General features: G+C 70.3%; 18 protein-coding genes and 1 pseudogene. 9 read left to right on the top strand and 10 right to left on the bottom strand.

Annotated features, from left to right (window positions below):
- Positions 1-264 precede the first annotated feature (264 nt).
- Positions 265-1,263, bottom strand: a complete 999-nt coding sequence (locus E6U81_RS30350; protein WP_136233227.1) for a magnesium and cobalt transport protein CorA — start codon at positions 1,261-1,263, stop codon at positions 265-267.
- A 263-nt stretch (positions 1,264-1,526) separates the two neighbouring features.
- Between E6U81_RS30350 and E6U81_RS30345 the strand changes: the two genes are divergently transcribed.
- Together E6U81_RS30345 and E6U81_RS30340 are read left to right on the top strand one after the other, a co-directional pair.
- Complete coding sequence (locus E6U81_RS30345; RefSeq protein WP_240804106.1) at positions 1,527-2,324, top strand: SigB/SigF/SigG family RNA polymerase sigma factor; 798 nt, start codon at positions 1,527-1,529, stop codon at positions 2,322-2,324.
- Positions 2,325-2,639: 315 nt separating this feature from the next.
- Positions 2,640-3,074: an ATP-binding protein gene (locus E6U81_RS30340; RefSeq protein WP_240804101.1), complete on the top strand. Its 435-nt coding sequence runs from the start codon at positions 2,640-2,642 to the stop codon at positions 3,072-3,074.
- A 121-nt stretch (positions 3,075-3,195) separates the two neighbouring features.
- Here E6U81_RS30340 and E6U81_RS30335 read toward each other — a convergent pair whose 3' ends face one another.
- Positions 3,196-4,569, bottom strand: a complete 1,374-nt coding sequence (locus tag E6U81_RS30335; protein ID WP_136233224.1) for an NAD(P)/FAD-dependent oxidoreductase — start codon at positions 4,567-4,569, stop codon at positions 3,196-3,198.
- Positions 4,570-4,795: 226 nt separating this feature from the next.
- Between E6U81_RS30335 and E6U81_RS30330 the strand changes: the two genes are divergently transcribed.
- Positions 4,796-5,332: an isochorismatase family cysteine hydrolase gene (locus tag E6U81_RS30330; RefSeq protein ID WP_136233223.1), complete on the top strand. Its 537-nt coding sequence runs from the start codon at positions 4,796-4,798 to the stop codon at positions 5,330-5,332.
- Between the two features lie 115 nt (positions 5,333-5,447).
- Positions 5,448-7,502 carry a protein kinase gene (locus tag E6U81_RS41785; RefSeq protein WP_136233222.1) on the top strand — a complete coding sequence of 685 codons (2,055 nt, stop codon included), beginning with the start codon at positions 5,448-5,450 and terminating at the stop codon, positions 7,500-7,502.
- A 75-nt stretch (positions 7,503-7,577) separates the two neighbouring features.
- Here E6U81_RS41785 and E6U81_RS30320 read toward each other — a convergent pair whose 3' ends face one another.
- The 4 genes from E6U81_RS30320 to E6U81_RS30305 all read right to left on the bottom strand — a co-directional run bounded on the left by E6U81_RS30320 (position 7,578) and on the right by E6U81_RS30305 (position 11,358).
- Entirely contained in the window at positions 7,578-8,840 is a 1,263-nt protein-coding gene (locus E6U81_RS30320) for a DUF6357 family protein (protein ID WP_136233221.1), read from the bottom strand.
- A 37-nt stretch (positions 8,841-8,877) separates the two neighbouring features.
- Positions 8,878-9,531, bottom strand: coding sequence for a DUF6357 family protein (locus tag E6U81_RS30315; protein ID WP_136233220.1), 654 nt, complete (start codon positions 9,529-9,531; stop codon positions 8,878-8,880).
- A 308-nt stretch (positions 9,532-9,839) separates the two neighbouring features.
- Complete coding sequence (locus E6U81_RS30310) at positions 9,840-10,064, bottom strand: DUF6480 family protein (protein WP_136233219.1); 225 nt, start codon at positions 10,062-10,064, stop codon at positions 9,840-9,842.
- 97 nt (positions 10,065-10,161) lie between these two features.
- Complete coding sequence (locus E6U81_RS30305; RefSeq protein ID WP_136233218.1) at positions 10,162-11,358, bottom strand: zinc-dependent alcohol dehydrogenase; 1,197 nt, start codon at positions 11,356-11,358, stop codon at positions 10,162-10,164.
- A 363-nt stretch (positions 11,359-11,721) separates the two neighbouring features.
- Between E6U81_RS30305 and E6U81_RS30300 the strand changes: the two are divergent.
- A pseudogene (locus E6U81_RS30300) lies at positions 11,722-12,132 on the top strand (AI-2E family transporter); the annotation flags it as partial.
- Positions 12,133-13,609: 1,477 nt separating this feature from the next.
- Here E6U81_RS30300 and E6U81_RS30295 read toward each other — a convergent pair.
- From E6U81_RS30295 to sigJ, 3 genes are all read right to left on the bottom strand, one after another.
- On the bottom strand, positions 13,610-13,816 hold the full coding sequence (locus E6U81_RS30295) for a cold-shock protein (RefSeq protein ID WP_136233217.1): 207 nt from the start codon (positions 13,814-13,816) through the stop codon (positions 13,610-13,612).
- A gap of 1,034 nt (positions 13,817-14,850) precedes the next feature.
- Entirely contained in the window at positions 14,851-15,177 is a 327-nt protein-coding gene (locus E6U81_RS30290) for a hypothetical protein (protein WP_136233216.1), read from the bottom strand.
- Positions 15,178-15,935: 758 nt separating this feature from the next.
- The gene (sigJ, locus tag E6U81_RS30285) at positions 15,936-16,868 is read right to left on the bottom strand and encodes an RNA polymerase sigma factor SigJ (RefSeq protein ID WP_136233215.1); all 933 of its coding nucleotides are present in this window, start codon (positions 16,866-16,868) and stop codon (positions 15,936-15,938) included.
- 232 nt (positions 16,869-17,100) lie between these two features.
- Between sigJ and E6U81_RS30280 the strand changes: the two genes are divergently transcribed.
- The 4 genes from E6U81_RS30280 to E6U81_RS30265 all read left to right on the top strand — a co-directional run bounded on the left by E6U81_RS30280 (position 17,101) and on the right by E6U81_RS30265 (position 19,725).
- Positions 17,101-17,574 (top strand): carboxymuconolactone decarboxylase family protein, encoded by a 474-nt coding sequence (locus tag E6U81_RS30280; RefSeq protein WP_136233214.1) that lies wholly within the window; start codon positions 17,101-17,103, stop codon positions 17,572-17,574.
- Positions 17,575-17,641: 67 nt separating this feature from the next.
- Positions 17,642-18,025, top strand: a complete 384-nt coding sequence (locus E6U81_RS30275) for a DoxX family protein (protein ID WP_136233213.1) — start codon at positions 17,642-17,644, stop codon at positions 18,023-18,025.
- 630 nt (positions 18,026-18,655) lie between these two features.
- Entirely contained in the window at positions 18,656-18,847 is a 192-nt protein-coding gene (locus E6U81_RS30270; RefSeq protein ID WP_136233212.1) for a hypothetical protein, read from the top strand.
- 356 nt (positions 18,848-19,203) lie between these two features.
- Complete coding sequence (locus E6U81_RS30265; RefSeq protein WP_136233211.1) at positions 19,204-19,725, top strand: hypothetical protein; 522 nt, start codon at positions 19,204-19,206, stop codon at positions 19,723-19,725.
- 1,161 nt (positions 19,726-20,886) lie between these two features.
- Here the strand turns inward: E6U81_RS30265 and E6U81_RS30255 are convergent.
- Complete coding sequence (locus E6U81_RS30255) at positions 20,887-21,540, bottom strand: hypothetical protein (RefSeq protein WP_136233210.1); 654 nt, start codon at positions 21,538-21,540, stop codon at positions 20,887-20,889.
- Positions 21,541-21,970 lie beyond the last annotated feature (430 nt).

The following is a 21,970-nucleotide window of genomic DNA, read 5'->3' as shown; positions in this document are numbered from 1 at the left end:
CCAGCCCTGCGTCGGCGAGCGGCACGATGCGCGGATGGACGGCGGCCGCCTTCTCCCAGGGTTCGTGATGGCCCGTGCCCGCAGACGGGCGGACGGAGCGCGGCTGGTCGAGGACAACCAGCTCCGACCTGGCACGACGCTCCGTTCAGTGGAATGCGCGCTCGCTGAACGGGTCCTGCTCCAGGCTCTCTTGCTCCTGTCGGACACCAGACGGACCAGGGAGAGGCCATGGGGATCTCACCACCCGGGAGCACGACCAGGGCCCTACAGCCAGCCGTTGCGGCGGAAGGCCCGGTAGAGGGCGCCGGCCGCGAGGGCCATGAGACCGACGGCGAGCGGATAGCCGTAGGTCCAGCCGAGTTCCGGCATGTGCTCGAAGTTCATGCCGTAGACGCCGGCGACCATCGTGGGGACCGCGAAGATCGCCGCCCACGCCGAGATGCGTCGCATGTCGTCGTTCTGCCAGGTGCCCACCCGGGCCTGCTGCGCGCCGAGGACCGAGTCCAGGAGTTCGTCCAGGGTCCGCACCTCGATGTCCGTGCGGTGCAGGTGATCGGCGACGTCACGGATGTACGGTGCGATCTTCGGCTGGTGGTCCTCCCCACCCGGGCCGCCGGACATGAGGCCCTGGACCACCGGAACGAGGGGCTGCACGGCGTCACGGAACTCGCGGACCTCGCGCTTGAGCGCGTAGATGCTCCCGGTGTGGTCGATGCGGGACGTCGAGAACACCTCGTCCTCGAGCCGGTTGAGCGTGGCGCGCACCCTCCGGGCGGCGCCGCTGTAGGCATCGACGGCGACGTCCAGCACGGCGTGCAGTACAGCCGGCGGGCCATGGCGCAGCATGTCCGGATCGGCGTCCAGCCGGCGGGCGGCCTCGGCGCAGGGGTCGATGGTTCCGTGGCTCACGGTGAGGACGCTGCGGGGGCCCACGAAGACCATGATGTCGCCGGTCTCCACCGCCGTTTCCTCTTCCACATACCGGAGGGTCTTCAGCGCGACGGCCAGGACCCCGCCGAAGCGCTCGCCCTTCGGCCGCTGGCGCCCGTGGAGCGCGTCCTCGACGGCCAGCGGGTGCAGGCCCAGTTCCTCAGCCAGTTCGACCAGTTCGCCTTCCGACGGTGCTGCCAGCCGGAGCCAGGCGAACTCGCCGTCGCCCAAGCTGCGCAGTCGCTTGAGGACGGCCTGGCAGGCGTCGTCCGGAAGTTCGCACTCCACATGCGCCGACCGGCCCGAGCCCTGGTCGTATATGACACATTCCATCTCCCGCGCATGCTTCGCCGACCCCATTTCATGCACCGTCCGCGGGACTTGCCGTGCGCGACTCCCCGATCGGCGAGTGCGTAGAACCGCAAAGCCTGGGCAGAAGGGGCGAACAGCCGTCAGCCAACCGGGAGGGAGCGGTCGTCATGTCTCGCTCGACCACCATGATGGGCCCCGTTCGGGCAGAAGAAGCACACGTCGCAGAGACCCGGGGTACTCCGGTGGAGGACCACGAACCGGTTCGCGTGGAGAACGCCCGTGAGATGGCGCCGGGCGACGCGCGCGAGCTCTCGCGTGTCTTCTTCCGCAGACTGTGCACGCTGGAGGAGGGAACGCGCGAGTACCAGTACACGCGCAACACCCTGATCGAGATGAACCTCTCACTGGTGCAGTTCGCCGCACGCCGCTTCCGGGCCCGCGTGCTCGGCGGCGGCCTGGACATGGACGACATCATCCAGGTGGGCACGATCGGCCTGATCAAGGCCATCGACCGCTACGACCTCGACCGCGAGGTCGAGTTCTCCACGCTCGCCCTCCCCTACATCATCGGTGAGATAAAGCGCCACTTCCGCGACACCACCTGGGCCGTGCACGTGCCCCGACGCCTCCAGGAACTCCGCAGCGAGCTCGCCAAGGCCCAGGAGGCCCTGACCGACGTCCTGGGCCGGGCGCCGACGGTCAAGGAGGTCGCCCAGCACCTCGAACTGACCGAGGAGCAGGTCATCGACGGACTCATCGCTGCGAACGGCTACACGAGCGGCTCCCTCGACACCACCGCCGCGGACAGTGACGCACCGTCCTCGACTGGGCGGGCCGCCCGGCCGCTGGCGGAACTCGTCGGCGAGGTCGACCCCGCCATGGACTTGTTCGAGGACTTCCACACCCTCGCCCCGCTGCTGCGACAGCTCGACGAGCGCGACCGGCTGATCCTGCGCATGCGCTTCGGCCAGGAGAAGACCCAGGCCGAGATCGGCGCCGAACTGGGCATCTCGCAGATGCAGGTCTCCCGCCTCCTGTCCCGAACTCTCGCCCGGCTGCGGGCGGGCATGCTCGCCGGGTAGGGGCGACCGATGACGTCCGTACCGGGAAACGCGGTGCCGTTGCCCGAGGTCGATCCACCACTTCCGCGCTCCGGCCGAGCTCCGCGCCACCGCCGGCTGTTTCACGCTGCCGCCTCACAAGGCAAGTCCCCGAGGCGGGAGGCCCCTTACACTGTCACGATCGTGCCGAGGCCGCCCGCCCCGCCCACGGGCACCCGGCCGGCCCCTGACGCCGGCGGCGCCCGTGGGCCGGGCCGGGTGCCCGGAGCAGCGGCCATGTGTGAACGCGGGGGTGGGACCACAGTGGATACGAAGGAACCGGAAACGAGCGGTCCGATGAGTGTTGGCCTTCCCTCGGGGAGTCAACGCCGTCGGCTCGCCCTCGTGGGCGTCCCGGGCGCCGTTGCCAAGGGCCGCGACTTCACCCGCCAGGCACTTCGGGACTGGGGCTGGGACAAGACCGAGACCTCCGAGGACACCCTCCTCCTCGTGTCCGAGCTGCTGACCAACGCGTCACTGCATGCGCACGGCTGCCGCGAACTCGTCCTGGCCGCTGATGAGTCAACCCTGCACATCGAGGTCCACGACGGCACGACAACCCCGCCCGTCCGCCACCCGGCGCCACGACGCGGCATCCCGGGTGGCCGAGGCCTGTACATCGTGGAGCGCCTGTCCGATCGCTGGGGCACCCACACGTACGGGACCGGCAAGGCCGTGTGGGCCGAGATCGAGGCTTCCCGGCTGCGGTTCGGCATGGCAGCGGGGCGCTGACCGCTCCGGCCCGGCACTGCGGCCCTACGCGCCGCCGGTCTCCTCACAACCACACGCCGAGGGCGTTCGGGCACCACGCCCGAACGCCCTCGGCGGAGCTGCTGCTCGCCGGCTGCACCTGTCAGTCGGCCGCCTCGGGCGTCGCAGTCGTATGGGCCCGTACCTCCTCCGGGGTGAGGTAGTAGTCCGTGTACTCGAAGTCCCTGAGCGTTCCCGGTTTGTAGGTCTGGAAGCCGGTCCGGACGAAGTCGTCGCCGGCCACGGCGTTCAGGAGCCAGTTCGTCAATACCCGGGTCTTCGCGGCGCCGGTGCGCAGGGCCGCCCAGTGGTAGCCGCGGGCCACGGCCTGGGCGGGCATTCCGCGCAGGTCGATGCCGAGCGGCCGGGAGACGCCGTCGCGGCCGCCGAGGTCGACGACCAGTCCGAGGTCCTTGTGGGCGTACGGACGCAGGGGTGTGCCGCGCAGCGTGGCGACGACGTTGTCGGCGGCGACCTTGCCCTGGCGCATGGCGTGCTGTGCGGTGGGCGGGCACACCGCACCGTCCCCGCCGCCGGCGAGGTCGGGCACGGCGGCGGCGTCGCCGAGTGCGAACGTGCCGTCCGCGCCGGGCACCCGGAGGTCCGGGGAGACGACGAGCCGGCCGCTCTTGGCGGTCTCGGCGCCCAGTGTGGCGACGAGGGGGCTCGCGGCGACGCCGGCGGTCCAGATGAGGGTGCGGCAGGGCAGCACGCGCCCGCCGGTGAGGGTGACGTCCTCGGGGCCCGCCTTGGCGACGGAGACGCCCAGCGAGACCTCGATTCCGCGGCGGCGCAGCACGTCGAGGGCTGCCCCGCCCAGCCGGTCGCCGAGCTCGGGCATCAGTTTCGGGGCCACGTCCACGAGGTGCCAGCCGATCTCGCGCCGGTCCAGCCGCGGGTAGCGGCCGACGGCGTTCGTGGTGAGCCGCTCCAGGGAGGCGGCCGTCTCGGTGCCCGCGTAGCCACCACCGACCACGACGAAGCCGAGCCGTGAGGCCCGTTCCGCCGAGCCGGGTGCGGCGGCGTCGGCCAGGTCGAGCTGGGCGATCACATGGTCGCGCAGGTGGGCGGCCTCGGCCAGCGTCTTCATGCCGCGGCCGTGCTCCGCCAGGCCCGGGATGTCGAAGGTCCGGGTCACGCTCCCCGGCGCGAGCACCAGGTGGTCGTACGGCTGGTCCACCAGTTCGCCGGTGATCTTCCGGATGATGCAGACCTTGGCGCGGGTGTCGACGCCCACGGCCCCGCCGGGCACGATCCGGGTCCGGTGGCGGCGGCTGCGGCGCAGCGACACCGCCACGGACTGGGGGGTGAGCACGCCGGAGGCCACCTGCGGGAGCAGGGGCAGGTAGAGCTGGTAGGAGAACGGAGTGACCAGCAGGATCTCCGCCTCCCCGGGTGACAGCGTCCGCTCCAGGCGGCGTACGCAGGCGACGCCGGCGAAGCCCGCGCCGACGACCACGATCCTCGGTCGTGCCATGGTGTCCGTCCCTTCTCGGGTATACGGGTCTCGGACACGCCTTCCCCGACAGGCCGTTCCATGCACGCGGATATCGGAACGGAAGCCGAGGAGAGCGCCGGGCCCCGGGGACCGGGGGTGCGGTGCCGGCTGTCGGGTGCCGCCTCGGCGCGGATCCGGGTGGAGAACGGGCGGGGCCGCTCGTGTCACCGGCTCGTCACCAGGCCCGTCTGGAAGCTTGGGGAGCATGGCGAAGACCGCGCTTGTCATCATCGACATGCTGAACACGTACGATCATCAGGACGCGGAAGCACTGGTCCCCTCCGTCGAACAGGCCCTGCCCGCCGTGGTCGGCCTGCTGGAGGAAGCACGCCGGCGAGGACTGCCGGTCATCTACGCCAACGACAACTTCGGGAAATGGCGTTCCCACCACGGGGAGATCCTGGAAGCCGCCCTCGCCGGCCCCCACGCCGATCTGGTCGAAGCCGTACGGCCGGACGAGGATTCCTACTTCATCGTCAAGGCACGCCACTCCGCCTTCTACGAAACACCCCTCGCGTACCTGCTGGGAGCCCTCGGCGTCAGCCACCTCGTCCTGTGCGGGCAGGTGACGGAGCAGTGCGTGCTGTACTCGGCGCTCGACGCCCACATCAGGCACCTGGGGGTCACCATCGCCCGCGACGCCGTCGCCCACATCCGCCCGGACCTGGCCGGCGCCGCCCTGAGCATGATGGAGGTCAACATGGCGGCACGCGTCGTACCCGCGGCAGAGGCCCTCGCTTGAGGGCGGGGTGCGGAGAGCGGCCTCGTCGGACCTCGCGTGGGCCTCGCTTGACTGCTGGTCGGCACGACGGGTAAGGAGAGGCTGTTCATTGCGCAAGGTGTGAAACGGGGGACGAATGAAGCCGCTCGAAACGGGGGATCCCACCTCGCTCGGCGACGGCCGGTACCGGCTGGTGGGACGGCTCGGCCAGGGGGGCATGGGAGTGGTCTACCTCGGCCGCTCCCAGTCCGGCCGTGCGGTCGCCGTCAAGGTCGTACGTCCCGAGCTGAGCACGGAGCCCGGGTTCAAGCGAAGGTTCGCCGACGAGGTCGCGGCCGCGCGGCGCGTCGGCGGCTTCCACACCGCGCCGGTGGTCGATGCCGACCTGGACGGCGATCCGGCCTGGCTGGTGACCGCCTTCGTACCCGGTCCCACCCTGCAGGCAGTACTCGCGCGCGTCGGATCGCTGCCCCCGGACACGCTCACCGTCCTGGCCGCCGGCCTGGCCGAGGCGCTGGAGGCGATCCACCGGGTGGGCGTCATCCACCGCGATCTCAAACCCGCCAACATCATCGTCGCGGAGGACGGACCGCGCGTCATCGATTTCGGCATCGCGCGCGCTCTGGACGGAACGTCCCTGACCCAGACCGGCCTGCAGGTCGGCACGCCGGGATTCCTGGCACCCGAGCAGCTCACCGGCGGTGGGGCGATCACCCCTGCGGTCGACATGTTCGCCCTGGGGGTGGTGCTCACCCAGGCGGCCGGCGGCGCCCCCTTCGGCGACGGCCCGTCCGCGGCCAGGCACTACAAGGTCGTCTACGAGGAGCCGGACCTGACCGCGGTGCCCGGTGAACTCCGCGAAGCCATCGCCGCCTGCCTGTCCAAGGACCCGGCCGCAAGACCCACCCCGGCCGCCTTCCTCGACACGCTGACCGTCCGCCACCCCGACGGCGCCTCCTGGCTGCCGGAGGCGGCGACGCAGCTTCTCCCGCCCCAGGAACCGGCGGTGCCTCCCACCACGCCGGACAGCCGGCCGGACACCGCACCGGACCTCCCCGGACCCGACGCCGCCCCGCCCGTCGCCGCGGAGCACCGTCCGGAGCAGTCGCGCACCGTGACCGGCCCCGCCGCGCGGCTCTCCCCCACCCCGGCTCCCACCCCCAGCCCCACCCCCGCGCAGGTGCCGCAAGCGGAATCGGGGACGCCCCGGCGCCGCCGCGCCGCCGCGCTGGCCGCGTTGCTCGTGGCGTCGCTCGCAGCCGGTGGCCTGTTCGTGTGGCAGCCCTGGAAGGACTCGGCCCGTGACAACGCCAAGCCCCCCGCCACCACACCCACCGGATCCGCCCCCACCCCTGCCCCGTTCCCGGCCGATCCCGTACTGATCCGGCAGGACACCGCCCCGGGCTGGCCCGCGACGTGCCACAGCGTCATCGCCCGCCGGGACGCCGCCGCGGAGAAGCCCGTGCAGCTCATCGCCGGGGGCGCAGGCGTGTGCGACACCCTGCCCCAGTGGTCCCCCGACCGCAGGACCTTCGCGTTCACCCGCACCGGCTCCGACGGCACGGCCGTGTGGGTCGCCAACGCCGACGGTTCGAACGCGCGGCGGATCACCGCCGTCGCCGGCGGCCGGGTGTCCTGGTCGCCGGACGGCAGCCGGCTCGCCGTGCTGCGCAACAAGGACGGCGTACAGCAGCTCTTCGTGGTCGGCGTCGCCGACGGGTCGGCCCGCCAGCTCACGTCGGGCCGGGGCCAGGTCGAGGATCCCGCGTGGTCACCGGACGGCAAGAGCATCGCGGTCTGCCTGCAGACCGAACCCGAGAACTGGCAGATCCACGTGGTCGACCCCGCCGACCCGAACCGCGCCCCGCAGCAGGTGACCCGGCTGCCCCATCCGGCACTCGACCCGGTGTGGTCGCCCGACGGCGCCACCTTCGCCTACACGGCCGGGACCCATGGCAAGGGCACTCAGGGCGACATCCGCCTCGTGGACTCCGACGGCAGCGACGACCGTGAACTGGTCGCCACCGACGCCCACGAGATGGACCCCGCCTGGTCCGCCGACGGCACCTGGGTGGCCTTCGTCCGCGGCCCGTACGAGAAGCCCGTGGTCTGGGCGGTACGTGTGGACAAGACCGGCGAGCGTACGCTCACCACCGGCGCCGGCGCCGAGGGGCATCCCTCCTGGCGCTGAGACCGGCCTGGGGCGCGCAGGCGGAGGCGTCCGCGTGCCCCCGGCCGACGGCGCGTGGGCGGGCTCCCGTTGGGGCTACCGGGCGGCGCGCCGCCGTCGCGCGCGCTCGAACTCGGCAACGTCCGACATCCATGGACCGTGCTGTTCCAGTGCGGCGCAGCCGCCGCGGACGAAGGCGCTCACCAGGCTCCGGTACCCGCCCATCCCGTCGACCAGGCTGTACTCGACCCGGTACTCCGGATCCGCCCCGCCTTTTCCCGCGCGGAGCGTCGTGATCCGGGCTACGGAGTCCGCGTAGAAGTGGAGCTGGATCCCTTCCCCCATCTCCTCGTCCTCGATGGTGAACACTTCGTTGTCCCCGGCAGACCGCTCGCCGACGAACTCCCAGAACTCCGCGGTCGCACTGCGGGGACCGTCCCGCAGCCACTTCTTCTCGACGTCCTTGTCGTCGGTGAACGACAGAGCCGTCTTCCTCGCACTCCCGCCGGAGTCGGCGCGGTAACCGGCCGCCTCCTCGTCATCCTCCATGGGGGTGTTCCGGGAGCGGGCCGCGGCCTCCGAGCACAGCAGGAAGCTCACGGTGCGCACCGCGTCATCGACGAGACCGGGGTGTGCACGGCGTACGGCTGCCTCGACCGTGGTCTTCATCCGATCCCAGTCGCGCCTGTCCGTGGCGCGGCGCCCCCGCCGCGGATCGCGGCCGATCCGCATCCCGGCGCACGCCTGTTCCGCGGTGGTGATCACCTGCATGACCTGCGGCAGCAGTGCGGGGTCGACGGCGTCGGGTATCCGTTTCGGAACCGTCGCGCCGTGCACGTACTGGCCCGTGTACCTCAGAATCGCGGCGTCGAGTGGACCGAGTACCGTTCCGCGCTCGGCGCGCCGGCGGTCCGCGTGGTGCTCCTGAGCTCGTCTCATGTTCGACGTTTCCGTCGCCGCGCGCATCGCCGCGCACACGTGACCGCGCTCCAGCAGGCCGATGTCGGCCCCGTGGGCGATGAGCCGGCTTCTGTCCCACCGGATGCGGCGGAAGAGCGCGTCGACGTCCGCGGGCGCGGCGAGGAGGATCGGGTCCAGGAGGGCGACGGCCGCGTTCTCGTCGAGCGGGCCCCGGGTTCCGGCGGCATCGCACAGCGGAAGGACCGCGCTCCACAGCAGCAGGTGCCGGGCGAGGTCCTCCCGGATCACCGCGAGATGGGCTTCGCCGATCGGGAACGTGAACGTGCGGGGATCGTGGTTGGCGTCGGCTCCGGCACCGAGCATGAGCCTCAGCTCGCCGTCCTCGCGGACCACGTTCGGGATCCACCCGCTGCTGCGCGTGAAAACGATGTCTCTCATGGATTCAGCCTTCTCGGCCCGACCCCGCGCCATCCGTTCACGACCACCGTGCGAATTCGACGTCGAGGCGGGGGTCGGTGCGCACCCAGACTTCTCCCCCGGCGGCGTCGGCCGGAGCGTCGACCCGTTCGAGGCCGAGGAACTCGATCAACGTGAGGAGTTCGGCTCGTTCGGCCCGGTCATCGTCGACACCGTGCGAGTCGAAGAAGACGTAGTACTGGTCGCTCGGGTCGACGATGCCCGAATCCGCCCAGATCCGGGCGACTTCTTCGATCGCCGCTGTTTCCGTCGTGATGGTGGCGGCGCGGGCGGCACCACGAGTCTCCGGTGACGCGTCGAGGTCGGAGAGGTCGGAGAACCACTGGCCGAAGCGGTCGAGGCCGGCATATCCGTTCTCGAAGAACAGCATGGCGCTCGGAAGGTAGCGGTTGCCCCTGTCGACCTGGAGGTACTCCGACCGGGGCCGGTCCGCGTGCTGGATCCGGGAGATCACACCTTGCCCGGGCATGAGCACCAGGCTCTGCCCCGAAGGTTCGTCCTTGATGGTGTAGGTGTCGGAATCCCGATCGCGGAAGAACGCCGAGAACGCCACGTAGGCTTCCTGAGGGTCGCCCACGGAGACCTGTTGGTCGTTGCCGTCGCCGACGGCGAAGACGAACTGCTTCGGTCCGGGGTGGTACGGGCGAGCCATATGCGTCCTTCGTTCACGTGTGAAAGCTCCGCCAGCCTATGTGAACGCAAGAGCCTGCCGGTCATCGCCGACGAACAGCGTTCTTGCGCGGCCTGTCCCTGTCGGCACGTTCCACGCGGGCGGAGTCGGCGGGCGGGCCGCTCCCGGGACCGGTCCGGGACGGGACTCCCGGCGGGCGACCGTGCTCGTCCACGGCCGCTCCCTCATCGGGAAGGAGCTTCGGGCGCGGGTCCTGCTTCTTGGCGTTCATGATCGACCGTCCTTCCCTGCCGATGGGCGGGGACCGGCCCATCGGCTCGGCTCGTCGCTCACAGGTCCAGCACGACGGCGTAGGCGAGGAAGAAGAGGGCGCAGGCCAGAGCCACCAGGCAGATCAACACGAGGGGGCCCATGGCCCAGCCGCGGGTGAGGGGTCGGTACGGGCCGGCGCCGGAGCCGGTGCTCGACTCGCCGGGCGGGGTCTCGCCCGGGGGTACACCGCCGAAGGGCCGGGGCGCGTTGCGCGGCTCTGGGTCGGGAACACGTGCGGACATCTCTGCCTCCCTCTGCTCGAAGGCCGGGGGCCGGCCTGCCGACAGGTCGGCCGGGGCGCCCGGCACCTACCCGCTACAAGCCGCCGCACGCCTCATGTCATGACCGGCCCCAGGGATGGAAGAGCACCTTCACCATGTGGTCCCGCTTCTTCTGGAAGTCCTCGTACGCCTGCGGGGCATCGTCCAGGGGCAGGTGATGGGTGGCGAAGCCCTCGGTACCGAGGGGGTCGCCGTCCGTCAGCAGGGGCAGGAGCGCGTCGACCCACCGGTGGACGTTGGCCTGTCCCATGCGCAGCTGGATCTGCTTGTCGAACATCGTGAGCAGCGGGAGCGGGTCGGCGGCTCCGCCGTAGACGCCGGAGAGGGAGATCGTGCCGCCGCGGCGAACGAGCTCGATGGCCGGTTTCAGGGCGCCCAGACGGTCCACGCCGGCCTTCTTCATCAGTGCGGAGGCCAGGGCGTCCGGGAGCAGTCCGGTCGCGGTCTGTGCGGCCTGGACGCCGAGACTGCCGTGGGCCTCCATGCCGACGGCGTCGATCACGGCGTCGGGGCCGCGGCCGCCGGTCGCGTCACGGACCGCGTCGACGAGCTGATCTCCGTACTGGGACAGGTCGTAGACCTGTACGCCGTGACCGGCGGCGCGGGCGAGGCGATCGGGCACCAGGTCGATACCGATCACCTTGCCGGCCCCTTGATGGGCGGCGATGCGGGTGCACATGTCCCCGATGGGCCCGAGACCCAGAACGGCGACGCTGCCGCCGGGCGGGATGTCCGCGTAGACGACGGCCTGCCAGGCGGTCGGAAGGACGTCCGACAGGTACACGAAGCGTTCATCGGGCGGCCCGTCGGGAACGCGGATCGGGAGGGTGTCGGCGAAGGGGACGCGCAGGTACTCGGCCTGCCCTCCGGGGACCTGGCCGTAGAGCTTGGTGTAGCCGAAGAGACTGGCGCCGGTTCCGTGCTCGCGGACCTGGGTGGTCTCGCACTGCGAGTGCAGCCCCCGCTCGCACATGAAGCAGGTCCCGCACGAGACGTTGAACGGGACCACGACCCGGTCGCCCACGGTGAGGTGTTCGACGTCGGGGCCGACTTCGGCGACGACTCCCATCGGCTCGTGGCCGAGGATGTCGCCGGCGTCCAGGAACGGACCCAGCACCTCGTAGAGGTGCAGGTCGGAACCGCACAGCCCGGTGGTGGTCACCTTGACGACCGCATCAGTGGGATCGGTGATGCCCGGATCGGGGACGGTCTCCACCCTTATGTCGCGCCGCCCCTGCCACGTCACTGCCTTCATCACGCCTCCAGCCCTCGGGGGGTTTCCCGCTCCGGCTCCCCGGCACCTACCCCGGGCGTCCGCGGTAAGCGCACCGAAGGCCCGTGGGGCCCTCCCGTACCGCCATTGCCATTACCGCCATTCCCCTTTCGGCGGTACCCGGGCGAAGGGGGGGCAGAAGGTCAAGCGGGGCGGAGGGAGGTCCGAGGATGTCCTGGATCCGTGATCCGTGACACGTTCGTCTGCGCGAAGGGCGCCGCGGCCGCGGTCGGTGAGCGGCGGGCGCTGGCACTGGCCCGCCACGATGCCGAGGAGGCGGCCGAGCGGGAGCGGGCGGCGCGTTCGCGCCCGGCCCCAGCGAGGGAGCGCGCTCCGGAAGGATGGCTGCTGCCGGTCGCCGTACGGCCCCAGGTCGCGGGGGCAGGACCGCCGGCGTGGCGGACGCTCACCGCCTACATCCGCGGGACGCTGATCGTCGCCCTGATCGACGCGGTGTTCATCGGCGTCGGGATCTACTTCCTCGGCGTCCCCCTCGCCGTCCCCATCGCCGTGGTGATCTTCCTGGCCTCCTTCGTGCCGCTGATCGGCGCCATCGCCTCCGGCGCGCTCGCCGTGATCGTCGCGCTCGTCACCCAGGGCGTCTTCACGGCCTTGATGACCCTGCTGGTGGTGCTCCTCGTCCAACAGATCGAGGGGCACATCCTGCAACCGTTCATACTCGGACGCGCCGTCCGGATCCATCCGCTGGCGGTGGCCCTGTCCGTCGCCACCGGCGGGCTGATCGCCGGTATCGGCCCTTCGACACATACGACCACAAGTGGGATCCCACCGATCGCGGAGGCGTCACACTCATCCACCGCCCCACCGGGCATCCGCTACATCGACCACCAGCCGAAGCTGGAGCAAGGCTGCTAAGCGACGACGATTCGGGACGCATGGGCCAGAAACACCAAATGCCTGGTCCAAAGGAAGTCGGTCAAATCTTCCGCTCCCACAGATAGAACCCCAGGTCAGTCACTCTGCTCCCCGCACCCGCGGGGATGTTCCCGACGCGCTCACCGCCGGCGCCCAGCTCAGCTCGTGCTCTATCCGCACGAGACCGGCCAGATCAAACAGATCAACAAGCTGTACGCCACCTCCACCACCGACGGCATCGGATGGGAACACGCCGACGTACTCCCGGGCCTGACCCAGGACGCGCCGGCCCTCTCCACCGCGAACACCGAAATGAGGTGTGCCTTCCGCGGCTTCGACAACAACAAGATCTACATCTGCATCAAGCGACATGCACCTGGCGGGCCTCCGCCCCCACGCCGGGAGCCACTGGACGCCGGCGGTGGCCTACATCCACGGCAAGATGGTCCTGGCCCGGACCGCGTCCGACGGCTACGTCTACAGCAGCGAGTGCTCCGGGCACGACTGGACCTGGAGCTCCCCCGCCAAGATCCCCGGCTCCTACAGCGGAACCTTCAACACCGGGTCCGCCCTGGTGAGCATGGGCGGCCGTCTGTACTGCGTAGCGCCCAGCCGGGTCCACTCCAGCCAACGCCGACCCGTCCTCATCGCCTCCCGCACCGGCACCGGCGCCTCAGCACAGTGGTCGTCCTTCGAACCAATCCCCGACACCACCGGCATCGCCTCCCCCCGTCGCTCTCGCCGCACAGGGCACCGGCCTCTACCTCTCCTACACCACCAGCTGACCCCGACCCAGGAAGACCGGTCGGCTGTTGCGGCCCGGATACCGTGTCTTTTGCTTCCGGCGCTGTCACCCACTCCGACCAGCGTGGACAGGCCCGGAACCGTGTTGTCCGGCCGGAGGCTACCCGGCTTCCCCAGACCAGCGGAGGCTTCTCCACCACGCGCCGGGCCCGCGGCACAGGTCCCCCAGCGGGAGCCATGCCGCGCAGACTGGGAGCCCAGCCCGGAGTTGGCGACGCAGATCAAAACGGCACGTCAGCCCCGTTACCGGCCCGTGCAACTCCCGCCCGACCGGTGACTGGTCACCGGTCGGCAGGCTCGCCAGGGAGTCGGGCTGTCGTGACCGATGGCATCGCCCAGCCCGCTCCGGTGGTGAGCAAGCCCGTGCGCGGGCTTGCCCAGGTCCCCTTTGGGCTTGCCCAGCGTGCGTCGTGGTCAGCCGCGGCGGCGGAAGACTCCGCAGCCGGGCCTGGCCGGATCCGTCGTCCGCGCAGCCGCTCCGGGCGGCTACGGGACGGGGCTCGACGGCGGGCACGGTGCGGGTCGGGCTCTGAGCCGCAACCCTGACGAAAATTCAGATAACCCGTACCTGATCAGCCTGGGGCCCCCTGGTGCCCTGGGTCACCTCGAACTCCACCCTCTGGTTCTCCTGCAACTCCTTGAACCCGGCGCCCTGGATCGCCGAGTAGTGCACGAACACATCCGGCCCCCCACCATCCACAGCGATGAAGCCGAACCCCTTCTCGCCGTTGAACCACTTCACGACACCCTGCTGCGGCATCCCCACAACCTTCCCGTAGGCCCGAGTCAATCACCCGGGGCGACGCAAACCTCCCCCAACGAGATACAGGGCAAACCGACCCCCATCGTGGAAGCCGGCGTCCGGGTCGGGACCATCACGAAGTCGACCCTCCCGAACTTCCGGCACTTGCCGGACTCGGCGTGGACCGGGCCCAGTATCCGCTTCGCCGGGCCACCGCTACCCAGTTCCACACCGTCCGCAGCGACACGCCAAGAGCCCCGGCCCCGCCCGCGTGTGGTCGGTAGCCAACTCTCCACGGGAATCAAGGGTCAAGCGCGCCATCGCGCTCTGCCGCCCGCGAGCCGGCCACCGCTGCGGCAGATCCTCGCCGCCAGGAACCTGATCGGAGACCCTCACCCCCAGGCCGTATCTCGTGGATGCAGGTGGTGGCTGTCGGCTTTGCCTTCGTCCACCCGACTGATCGGCATCGTCCTGCTGGGCGAGACGACCGGGTGGCGGCGCAAGCTCCTCTCGGCCGCCGTCTCCCTCCTGGGGGCCGTCCTCATGCTCCGCCCGCGGCCGGGCTGCAGGGCGGGGCGGTGGACGGCGCCCACACCTGGATCTCCGAGAGCAGCCCCCGCAGGGGTCCGAGCCGCGGTTCGAGGACGGCTGGTTCGCCGGGGTCCGCGACGCCGCCAACCACCTGCTGCGCATCGCCGACACCACCGCCACCACCGGACGCGGGCGCGCCGCCTCCAGCAGCCAACCTCCCCTGCCCCGGTGAAGGAGCCGGTCCCGGCGTCGCCCTGTACGCGAGGCACGTCCTGGCGGTGGCGGAAGGGTTCGGGTGAGCCGCCGCCGCGACGGGCGAGGGGCACTGGCCGGCGGGGGGAGTTCCTGGACGTCGCGCTGGGCGCGGTGCGCACCGAGGAACGCAAGGGATGCATCGAGCATCCGGAGGCATTCGCGGAGCAGCACCGCGCCCATTGTCGCGGTTCCCGGAAAACTGATCCCCCGGAGCCTTGGAGAAGTTGAGGGGGCGGAACGCGCGCAGCGCGTTCCGCCCCCTCGGGTCAGGCGATGGCCCGCACTGCCAGAAACAGCCAGGCCAATGCGACGCAGGCCAGTGCCATGGCCTCGCCGGGCTGCCTGAATGCCGCGCAGACCGAATCACGTGCGCGCAGCCAGGAGAACTTCAGCTGATCGGTGAGGCTCATGGGCGAGCCGATGAGTTCGGCACACATATAGAGCCCGAGCGGGCTCAGGATGGTGGCGGCCAGCATCAACAGGGTGACCTGAGGCGATATCACACCCACGATCAGGAACACGGCAGCTGCGACAGCCCATATCCTGCAACGGGTCTGCTGAGGGAGGGCGAAGCGGTCGCGTTCCTCTGTCATGACTGCAGTCACCTCCTGCAGATCAGATGCGGTTTCCGGGAGCAGCCATCGGCGGCGTTCCGAAGAATTGCATAATCGTGTTGATGAAGGCCTGCATCTCGCTGGGGTCACGGGCGAGCTTCGTCGTCTTGAGGTACGCCTTGAGAGCGCCGGAACCATTCTTCTCTTCGCGGCAGCGATGGCATCACGGACGATCGCAGGACCGAAGCGGGCCGCGAGGGCTGCCACGGCCAGTGGCCATGCCTGCTCCCCGGCGGGCGCGTGGGTGCTGTTGTCCGGCCCGGCTCCGACAGCCTGCAGGTACTGGGCTTCTGTGGCCGAGAGCTCGGAGACGAGGGCCGTGTCGGCCAACAGCCCGCGCGCGTCGGAAGCGCTCAGTTTCTCCACCGGCTGGGTTGCGCTCGTCGACTGACGGGTCTCAGATGCCCGGGCCAGGCCGGAGCCGGCTCCGCTGGCTATCGCGGCCGTGGCAGAAACAGCCGCAATGCGTAGAGTATTGCGATTCATACAGTATCTTCCTTTGCGTTATCGCAAAGGGGGAAGTTCGCAAGGGCACCTGGACAGGCAAATCGAACCCGAAATGCCCCTCCGGACTCCTATCCCCCAACTACTTCTACTTCGAACCACTCGCGGTCAAGGAGAGGTTCGACACGCAATACCCTTCCTTGGGTAAAGCATGGGCAGGCGATGTCGGTCAGAAGCAGTAGCGCCAGATCGAGCCGCAAGATGCGGATAGGCGGTGCCGCGGGCCAGGTGGGCTATTCCTCCGACAGCCGTGCCATGTCGGACACCGGTCCGAGGTGGCCGAGCTTGTCGGGGTTGGACACGGAGTGGATCGCCCGAATCACACCGTCCACGATGTCGAGTTCGACCACGTTGACCACCCGGCCCTCAGGGTCGTACGTCACGGCGCCGGGGCGGCTGTTGACCCAGGCCGGACGGAGATCGGCACCGAGGCTCCGGATCCGGCGGAACCCCCCGACAAGCAGCTGCCCGACGCGCTGCGGCTCGGCCACCGGATTCCTGGTCGCACGCGCCTTGCCACCGCCGTCCCCGTAGTACACGACATCGGGCGCGAGCATGCCGAGCAGCGCGTCCAGGTCGCCGCCCTCGGCCGCCTCGAAGAATTTACGGGCGAGCTCGTCGCCCTCGGCCCGCTTGGCGGGGGGCGGCGCGCTGTCCGCGTCCGGCCCAGCCGCGGTGATGCGCTTCTTGGCACGGGCGAAGATCTGGCGGCAGTTCGCCTCGGACTTCCCGGTGGTCCTCGCCACGTCCGGGTAGTCGTACCCGAAGACCTCGCGCAGCATGAACACTGCACGCTCCACCGGGGAGAGGGCCTCCAGCAGGACGAGGAAGGCCATGGACAGCGAGTCGGCCAGCTCGGCGTGTTCGACCGGTCCCGGCCGGTCGTTGGTCACGACGACCGGTTCGGGCAGCCAGTTCCCCACGTAGGTCTCCCTCCGCACCCGTGCCGAGGTCAGGTGGTTGATCCCCAACCGCGTCACGGCTGTGGTCAGGTACGCCTTTGGTGCGGAGATCGCGGTACCCGCCTGGTGCGCCCGGGTCAGGCCGAGGAAGGCGTCCTGGACGAGGTCCTCGGCGTCGCCCACCGACCCGGTCATCCCGTAGGCGATGGAGAACATCAGCGGCCGGTAGGCAGCCCCGTCCGTCACATCCGTTGCTCCCGACATGGGACCCCTCCCCCAACTCGCTTACGGCAATGCTCAGTCCGAGCGTGCCGCCCCGCCTGCCCATTCCAAGATCCACAGAATGCCCAGAGGATATCCGAGGGGTTCCGGCCGGCCGTCGGCGGGCCATCGCAGGCCCTGCGGGGAGACGCACGTCACATCGGCCCCTGTCACAGGCTCCCGGGATGCCCTGTCTTAGAGGGCGACAGCGAACAGCAGGAACAAGGAGTGCACGATGAACGCTCGACTGAACTTCATGACCAGCCCCGTCGCCGCCAAGGCCATGAAGCACATCATCGCCGCGAGCAGGGCGCTCGCGGACTCGACCGTCCCGGCCTCCACCCGCGAATTGATGATGCTCCGCGCCAGCCAGATCAACGGCTGCGCCGGATGCATCGACATGCACACCAAGGACGCCGCGCACGCCGGGGAGAGCGCGGTACGGCTCAACCTGGTCGTGGCCTGGCGCGAGGCCACGGTGTTCACCGATGCCGAACGCGCCGCCCTGGAGCTGACCGAGGAGGGCACCCGCATCGCCGACGCGGCCGGCGGGGTCCCGGACGCGGTCTGGGCGAACGCCGCCAAGTACTACGACGACGACCAGCTCGCCGACCTGGTGGCCCAGATCGCCATCATCAACGCCTTCAACCGCGGAAACGTCATGATCCAGCAGCCCGCGGGCGACTACCAGCCCGGCCAGCACGGCTGACCATCCGCCCGCCGCGCGACCGTTCCGGCCCCGGCCCCCGAGCCGACACCATGCAAGGACACATCCCATGAACCTCGTCCTGTGGATCGTCACCGGACTGCTTGCCGCCGCCTACCTGCTCGGCGGTGCCTTCAAGGTGATCACGCCGAAGGAGAAGATCGCCGCCAGCGGCCCCAGCGCCCGCTGGGCCGAGGACTTCAGCGCCGGCGCCATCAAAACCATCGGAGCCCTCGAGGTGCTGGCCGCGGTGGGCCTGGTCCTGCCCGCCGTGCTCGGCACCGCGCCGGTTCTGGTCCCGCTGGCGGCCCTCGGCCTGGTGCTGATGATGACCGGCGCGGCGATCACCCGCATACGGCGTCACGAGACCACATTCATGGTGGTGGACCTGGTCTACCTCGTCCTGGCCGCCTTCGTGGTGTGGGGGCGCTTCGGCCCCGAGTCCTTCACCTGACCAGGGCATTGTCCGGCTACAGCCCGCTGCGTTCAGCCGGTGCGCGCAGCGGGGCTGATCGGAATCGAGGACAGCACGGCGAAACACAGTTCAAGAAGCCTGCCTGACCGTTCAGGCCGAGCGCCTGCGGCTACACGACCGTGATCAAGTGCACAGCGATGGCCGCCTGGTCCAGCTACGGGTGGGTCCTCGCGCAGGCTCTCGGCATGGGTTCCCGACCTGTCGCGCGGCGGGGGGTTGGCGGCGGCGGCCAAGCATCGGCTCGGCCGGCGGCCTGAGCGTCACACGGCCTCCCTCACCGGTGGCCGCCCCCTCCTCCAGATTCGGCCACACCAGGCGTGAGCGGCTCTGCAGGCCGATCGTCATGCCGCCGCAACGCCGCTGCCGAGCCCCGTCCACCCCGGGGGTTGGCTCGGCTGATGGGGCTCTCGGGCAGGAGCCACGGCCCCCTCGAAGGCCGGCCCGCAGTCGGCAGCGTCTCCTCCACCATTTGATGATTACGGGGACCACGCTCTCGGCAGACGCGACCAGCAGGACCGCGCCGAACGGCAGATCGGTTCGGGCCCGCAGGGCGCCGAAAGGGGGACGGTAAATCGTTCGGTGTAACTCCCGATCATGGAGGATGCACCGATGACCAGTGAGAGCGTGACCCAGGCTGTCGAGCCGGCTGAACCGACCCTGTCGAAAGCGGTGGATGACCGGCTGATCGACGAGCTGGTCTCCCGCGCCCATGCCCATGGTCTGCAGCTGACCGGCGAGGGCGGGCTCCAGCAGCTGGGCCCGTCGGTAACCCCGACCACCCTCTTTATACCGTTCGATTGACAGACCCGGTTGCGGAGTGCGAGCGGAAGGCTCGGTCGCTGAGCGTTATGCCGCGCGGGCAGCCGCGGCCGGGTGCATCCAGTCGGTGTTGCCGTCCACGTCGGGCCCGCCCTTCTGCCGGTGGACGCCCAGGTCGCACCGGTTTCGCGTAGGCGGCGACGGCGCATGGAGTTCCTCGGAGCCGGGGCGGACGGATCACCACCGGTGAGCTCCGCCGGGCGCTGTCGGTCACTGCGCGTCACCGCGACCGGATCGGACACCCTCCCAGGTATGAGTCCGTATGCGACCTGTGGCGCAGTCCCGGTTCGCCCTGAGGCGGACGCGCGGTGCGGGCCCGGCCGCAGAGACTGGAAAGCATGAACCGCCGCCCGCTCGTCGTCGCAGCAGCCGCCGTGGGAGTCCTTGCCACCGCCGCTTTCGCGCTGCCCAATCTGCCGCCCAACCTCGTGACCGACAAGATTGACAGCACGGTGTACAAGGAGGCGGGCAAGCGCTTCGCGAGCGCCGCCGACGCCCCCACACGCGAGCAGGCACCGTTCGCCCTGCCGTCCTGGATACCCAAGGACGCCACCGACGTCCGTGTACGGATACCCACGAGCGGCGAGGCCAAGATGATCCGCTTCACCCTCGGCGCGACCCCGCTGGATGCCCCCCAGTGCGACAAGGGCACGCCGAAGCCGATGGGCGCCCCGGCTCTGCATGCCAAGTGGTGGCCGGACAACCTGCGGGAGGGTGTGCGGGCCGAGTGTCGGGGCGCACACCAGTACCAGGTCGCGGTGCGCGGCAAGCAGGTCTACGCCTGGACGGACGGCACCCCGTCCCCAGGCTCCGGGGGACCTCGGGACGACGCCGCCTCCGCGCCCCGGACCCAGGGCTGACCATCCCGCGCGCCCGCCCGGCCCCGGTGTCTTGCAGACCGGGCAGGCCTGGCCACTTCACGGGCAAGCCGTGGGCGCTCCGGTCCGGGCAAGCCTGTGGGTGCCGTGGGCAAGCCGGGTTCGGGCGGGCCGGGGAAGCCGGTCAGCTCTGAGCGCGGGGTCCTGCTGGGAGGAATGGGGGCCGGTGGGAGTGGGCAGATCGAGCGGGTTTCGACCTGGGGCCGGCGGAGGGCGTCGAGTGCCTGCTCGCGTGTGGCGGGCCGCGTCCGGCCCGAGGTGTGGACGACTCTCTGCGTGAGCATGAAGCCGGGGATCGGCGACCCTCGCGGTGGACATGAGTGCTGATCTTGCTGGGCAGCTTGGCCGCGGGGCGCGGCGATCATGGACGTCCAGGTCGGGCAGTGGCTCACGAACGTGCGCCGCCCCGGCGGGCTCGGGAAGGACCCCGCACGCGCGCAGCGGCGAGCCGCGGCGCTGGCCGCGGTCGATCCGGACTGGAACCCGACCGCGCTGGGGTGGACGGTGGACTGGCAGCGGCACTACGCCTACCAGGATGCAACTCCTCGCCGAGGGTGCCCGGCCGGCCGCGGTCGTACCCGGGGTGACCCTGCGCGGGGAGGACGTGGGGCGGTGGCTCGCCGCGCAGCGGCGGAACTGGGACCGGCTGAACGACGAGCAGCAACGCCGGCTCGCCCAACTCGGCGTAAAGAAGGCCCCACGGGCCCGCAGGGTGGCGCCGAAGACGGCTGCGACGTCCGGGCTGCGGGCGGAAAGGCCTTCCGGAAGGAGGTGCAGGCCCTCCAGCAGTACGTCGCGCGGGAGGGCGGGATGCCGGGGCACGGCGCGGTCGAGGAGCTCCCGGACTGTCCTCACCGGGCATCTGGGTCGGGAACCAGAAGGCTCGCCGCGACCGGCTCCGCACCGCGCACCCCGCCGCGCTCGCCGAGCTCGGCGTCGATTGGGCGCGGTAGTTCTGGCCTGCGTCACTGGCATGGGTTACACGTAGTGGGCTGCGCCTTGTAGGACATGCGCGGATCGGGTGCACGATCCCATGCCGCCGTCAAGGCCAGACTTTCCGCGTTGTGTACCGGCAAACCGCAGCGGGCGTAATGGAGGAACCCGACGACGGCTGCTCCGGACCCAAGGCAGCGCAGCCCTCCCTTAGAGGGCGACGCTGGCGGAGACCTGGTGGCCCGTCTCCGAGCCGGTCACGAAGTACAGGGTCAGCTTCTTTATGTCCTTGCCCGTCTCGTACACCAGGTGCAGATCCGTGGTCTTGCCCGTGCCCAGGTTCTTCCCCAGCGGCTCGGCCGAGTAGACGTTGGCCTTGGGATCGTCCCCGCCCATCATCATCCCCATGGACGTAGCCCTGGAGCAGTTCAGGTCGTCATCGACAGCCATGGAGAAGATGGCCTCGTCCAGCTTCTGCGGCTCTCCCGTCTTGTTGGTCACCGACAGGACGAGTCCAATGGCGCGCTTCCCAGCAGCCTCCACATCCTTGCGGATGAATTCGTTGCCGATCGTGAAAGGGTCCGTCACCTCCTTCACGGTGATGTCGAACTTCTTCCCTCCAGTGGTGGTGTCACCCGGCTTGAGGACCCGGTAATCCGCCGCCAGGGGGACCTTCTTAACGGACGGGTCGTCCGTGGCGCAGGACAGGTCCACGGTCTGGGCAGCCGGCGACGGAGGCTGCGTGGAAGGCGCCAGCGTGGGCGACACGTCGGAGGCCGGCTGGGTGCTGTCCTCCACGGGCCCGCACGCGGACAGTGCCAGAGCACCGAGCACAGCGAGCGGTACGGCAATGACCTTCTTCAAGGCTGGTTCCTTCGAAATCGAAAAAAGAAGGGGGTGGAGGGGGGCGGACCACCATGCTGGCAAAAGATGACGTCGGCTGCGCGGAGGTTCCACGGATTGACACAACGGGATGTTCGGCGTGCGCCCTGAGACGGCCAGACCCCCAGCCCCCAAGCCCCCAAACACCGCCAACGGCGGCGTTCCCGGCGTGGTTTGAGCAGACGCCCATCAGTTCCGACGGACTGCTCAGATGCCCCCGAGTCGGCGGCATGCCGCCTCGATCAGGGCGCTGCCGGAGGGCACGAGGGGTTGGTCAGGACGGCGTCGATGACGTGGGCGGTGATCTGGGCGAAGGAGCGGAAGTTGCCCCGGGCGCAGCGTTCGTCGGCTCGGGCGATGTGCTGCGGTGGCTCTTTGCCCCACAGCGGGTGGTGAGCGGGCAGGACGGCCT

It is taken from the genome of Streptomyces sp. A0592, from assembly GCF_004795115.1.
In the GTDB taxonomy this organism is placed as follows: Bacteria; Actinomycetota; Actinomycetes; order Streptomycetales; family Streptomycetaceae; genus Streptomyces; species Streptomyces erythrochromogenes.
The sequence above is the reverse complement of the archived record's forward strand: the minus strand, read 5'-3'. Positions and strand labels throughout refer to the sequence as shown.

What these genes read in the sequence shown, in the direction of transcription:
- E6U81_RS30350 (WP_136233227.1), bottom strand. Translation starts at nt 1,263, where the DNA reads ATGGAATGTGTCATATACGACCAGGGCTCGGGCCGGTCGGCGCATGTG.
- E6U81_RS30345 (WP_240804106.1), top strand. Translation starts at nt 1,527, where the DNA reads ATGGCGCCGGGCGACGCGCGCGAGCTCTCGCGTGTCTTCTTCCGCAGA.
- E6U81_RS30340 (WP_240804101.1), top strand. Translation starts at nt 2,640, where the DNA reads ATGAGTGTTGGCCTTCCCTCGGGGAGTCAACGCCGTCGGCTCGCCCTC.
- E6U81_RS30335 (WP_136233224.1), bottom strand. Translation starts at nt 4,569, where the DNA reads ATGGCACGACCGAGGATCGTGGTCGTCGGCGCGGGCTTCGCCGGCGTC.
- E6U81_RS30330 (WP_136233223.1), top strand. Translation starts at nt 4,796, where the DNA reads ATGGCGAAGACCGCGCTTGTCATCATCGACATGCTGAACACGTACGAT.
- E6U81_RS41785 (WP_136233222.1), top strand. Translation starts at nt 5,448, where the DNA reads ATGAAGCCGCTCGAAACGGGGGATCCCACCTCGCTCGGCGACGGCCGG.
- E6U81_RS30320 (WP_136233221.1), bottom strand. Translation starts at nt 8,840, where the DNA reads ATGAGAGACATCGTTTTCACGCGCAGCAGCGGGTGGATCCCGAACGTG.
- E6U81_RS30315 (WP_136233220.1), bottom strand. Translation starts at nt 9,531, where the DNA reads ATGGCTCGCCCGTACCACCCCGGACCGAAGCAGTTCGTCTTCGCCGTC.
- E6U81_RS30310 (WP_136233219.1), bottom strand. Translation starts at nt 10,064, where the DNA reads ATGTCCGCACGTGTTCCCGACCCAGAGCCGCGCAACGCGCCCCGGCCC.
- E6U81_RS30305 (WP_136233218.1), bottom strand. Translation starts at nt 11,358, where the DNA reads ATGAAGGCAGTGACGTGGCAGGGGCGGCGCGACATAAGGGTGGAGACC.
- E6U81_RS30295 (WP_136233217.1), bottom strand. Translation starts at nt 13,816, where the DNA reads ATGCCGCAGCAGGGTGTCGTGAAGTGGTTCAACGGCGAGAAGGGGTTC.
- E6U81_RS30290 (WP_136233216.1), bottom strand. Translation starts at nt 15,177, where the DNA reads ATGACAGAGGAACGCGACCGCTTCGCCCTCCCTCAGCAGACCCGTTGC.
- sigJ (WP_136233215.1), bottom strand. Translation starts at nt 16,868, where the DNA reads ATGTCGGGAGCAACGGATGTGACGGACGGGGCTGCCTACCGGCCGCTG.
- E6U81_RS30280 (WP_136233214.1), top strand. Translation starts at nt 17,101, where the DNA reads ATGAACGCTCGACTGAACTTCATGACCAGCCCCGTCGCCGCCAAGGCC.
- E6U81_RS30275 (WP_136233213.1), top strand. Translation starts at nt 17,642, where the DNA reads ATGAACCTCGTCCTGTGGATCGTCACCGGACTGCTTGCCGCCGCCTAC.
- E6U81_RS30270 (WP_136233212.1), top strand. Translation starts at nt 18,656, where the DNA reads ATGACCAGTGAGAGCGTGACCCAGGCTGTCGAGCCGGCTGAACCGACC.
- E6U81_RS30265 (WP_136233211.1), top strand. Translation starts at nt 19,204, where the DNA reads ATGAACCGCCGCCCGCTCGTCGTCGCAGCAGCCGCCGTGGGAGTCCTT.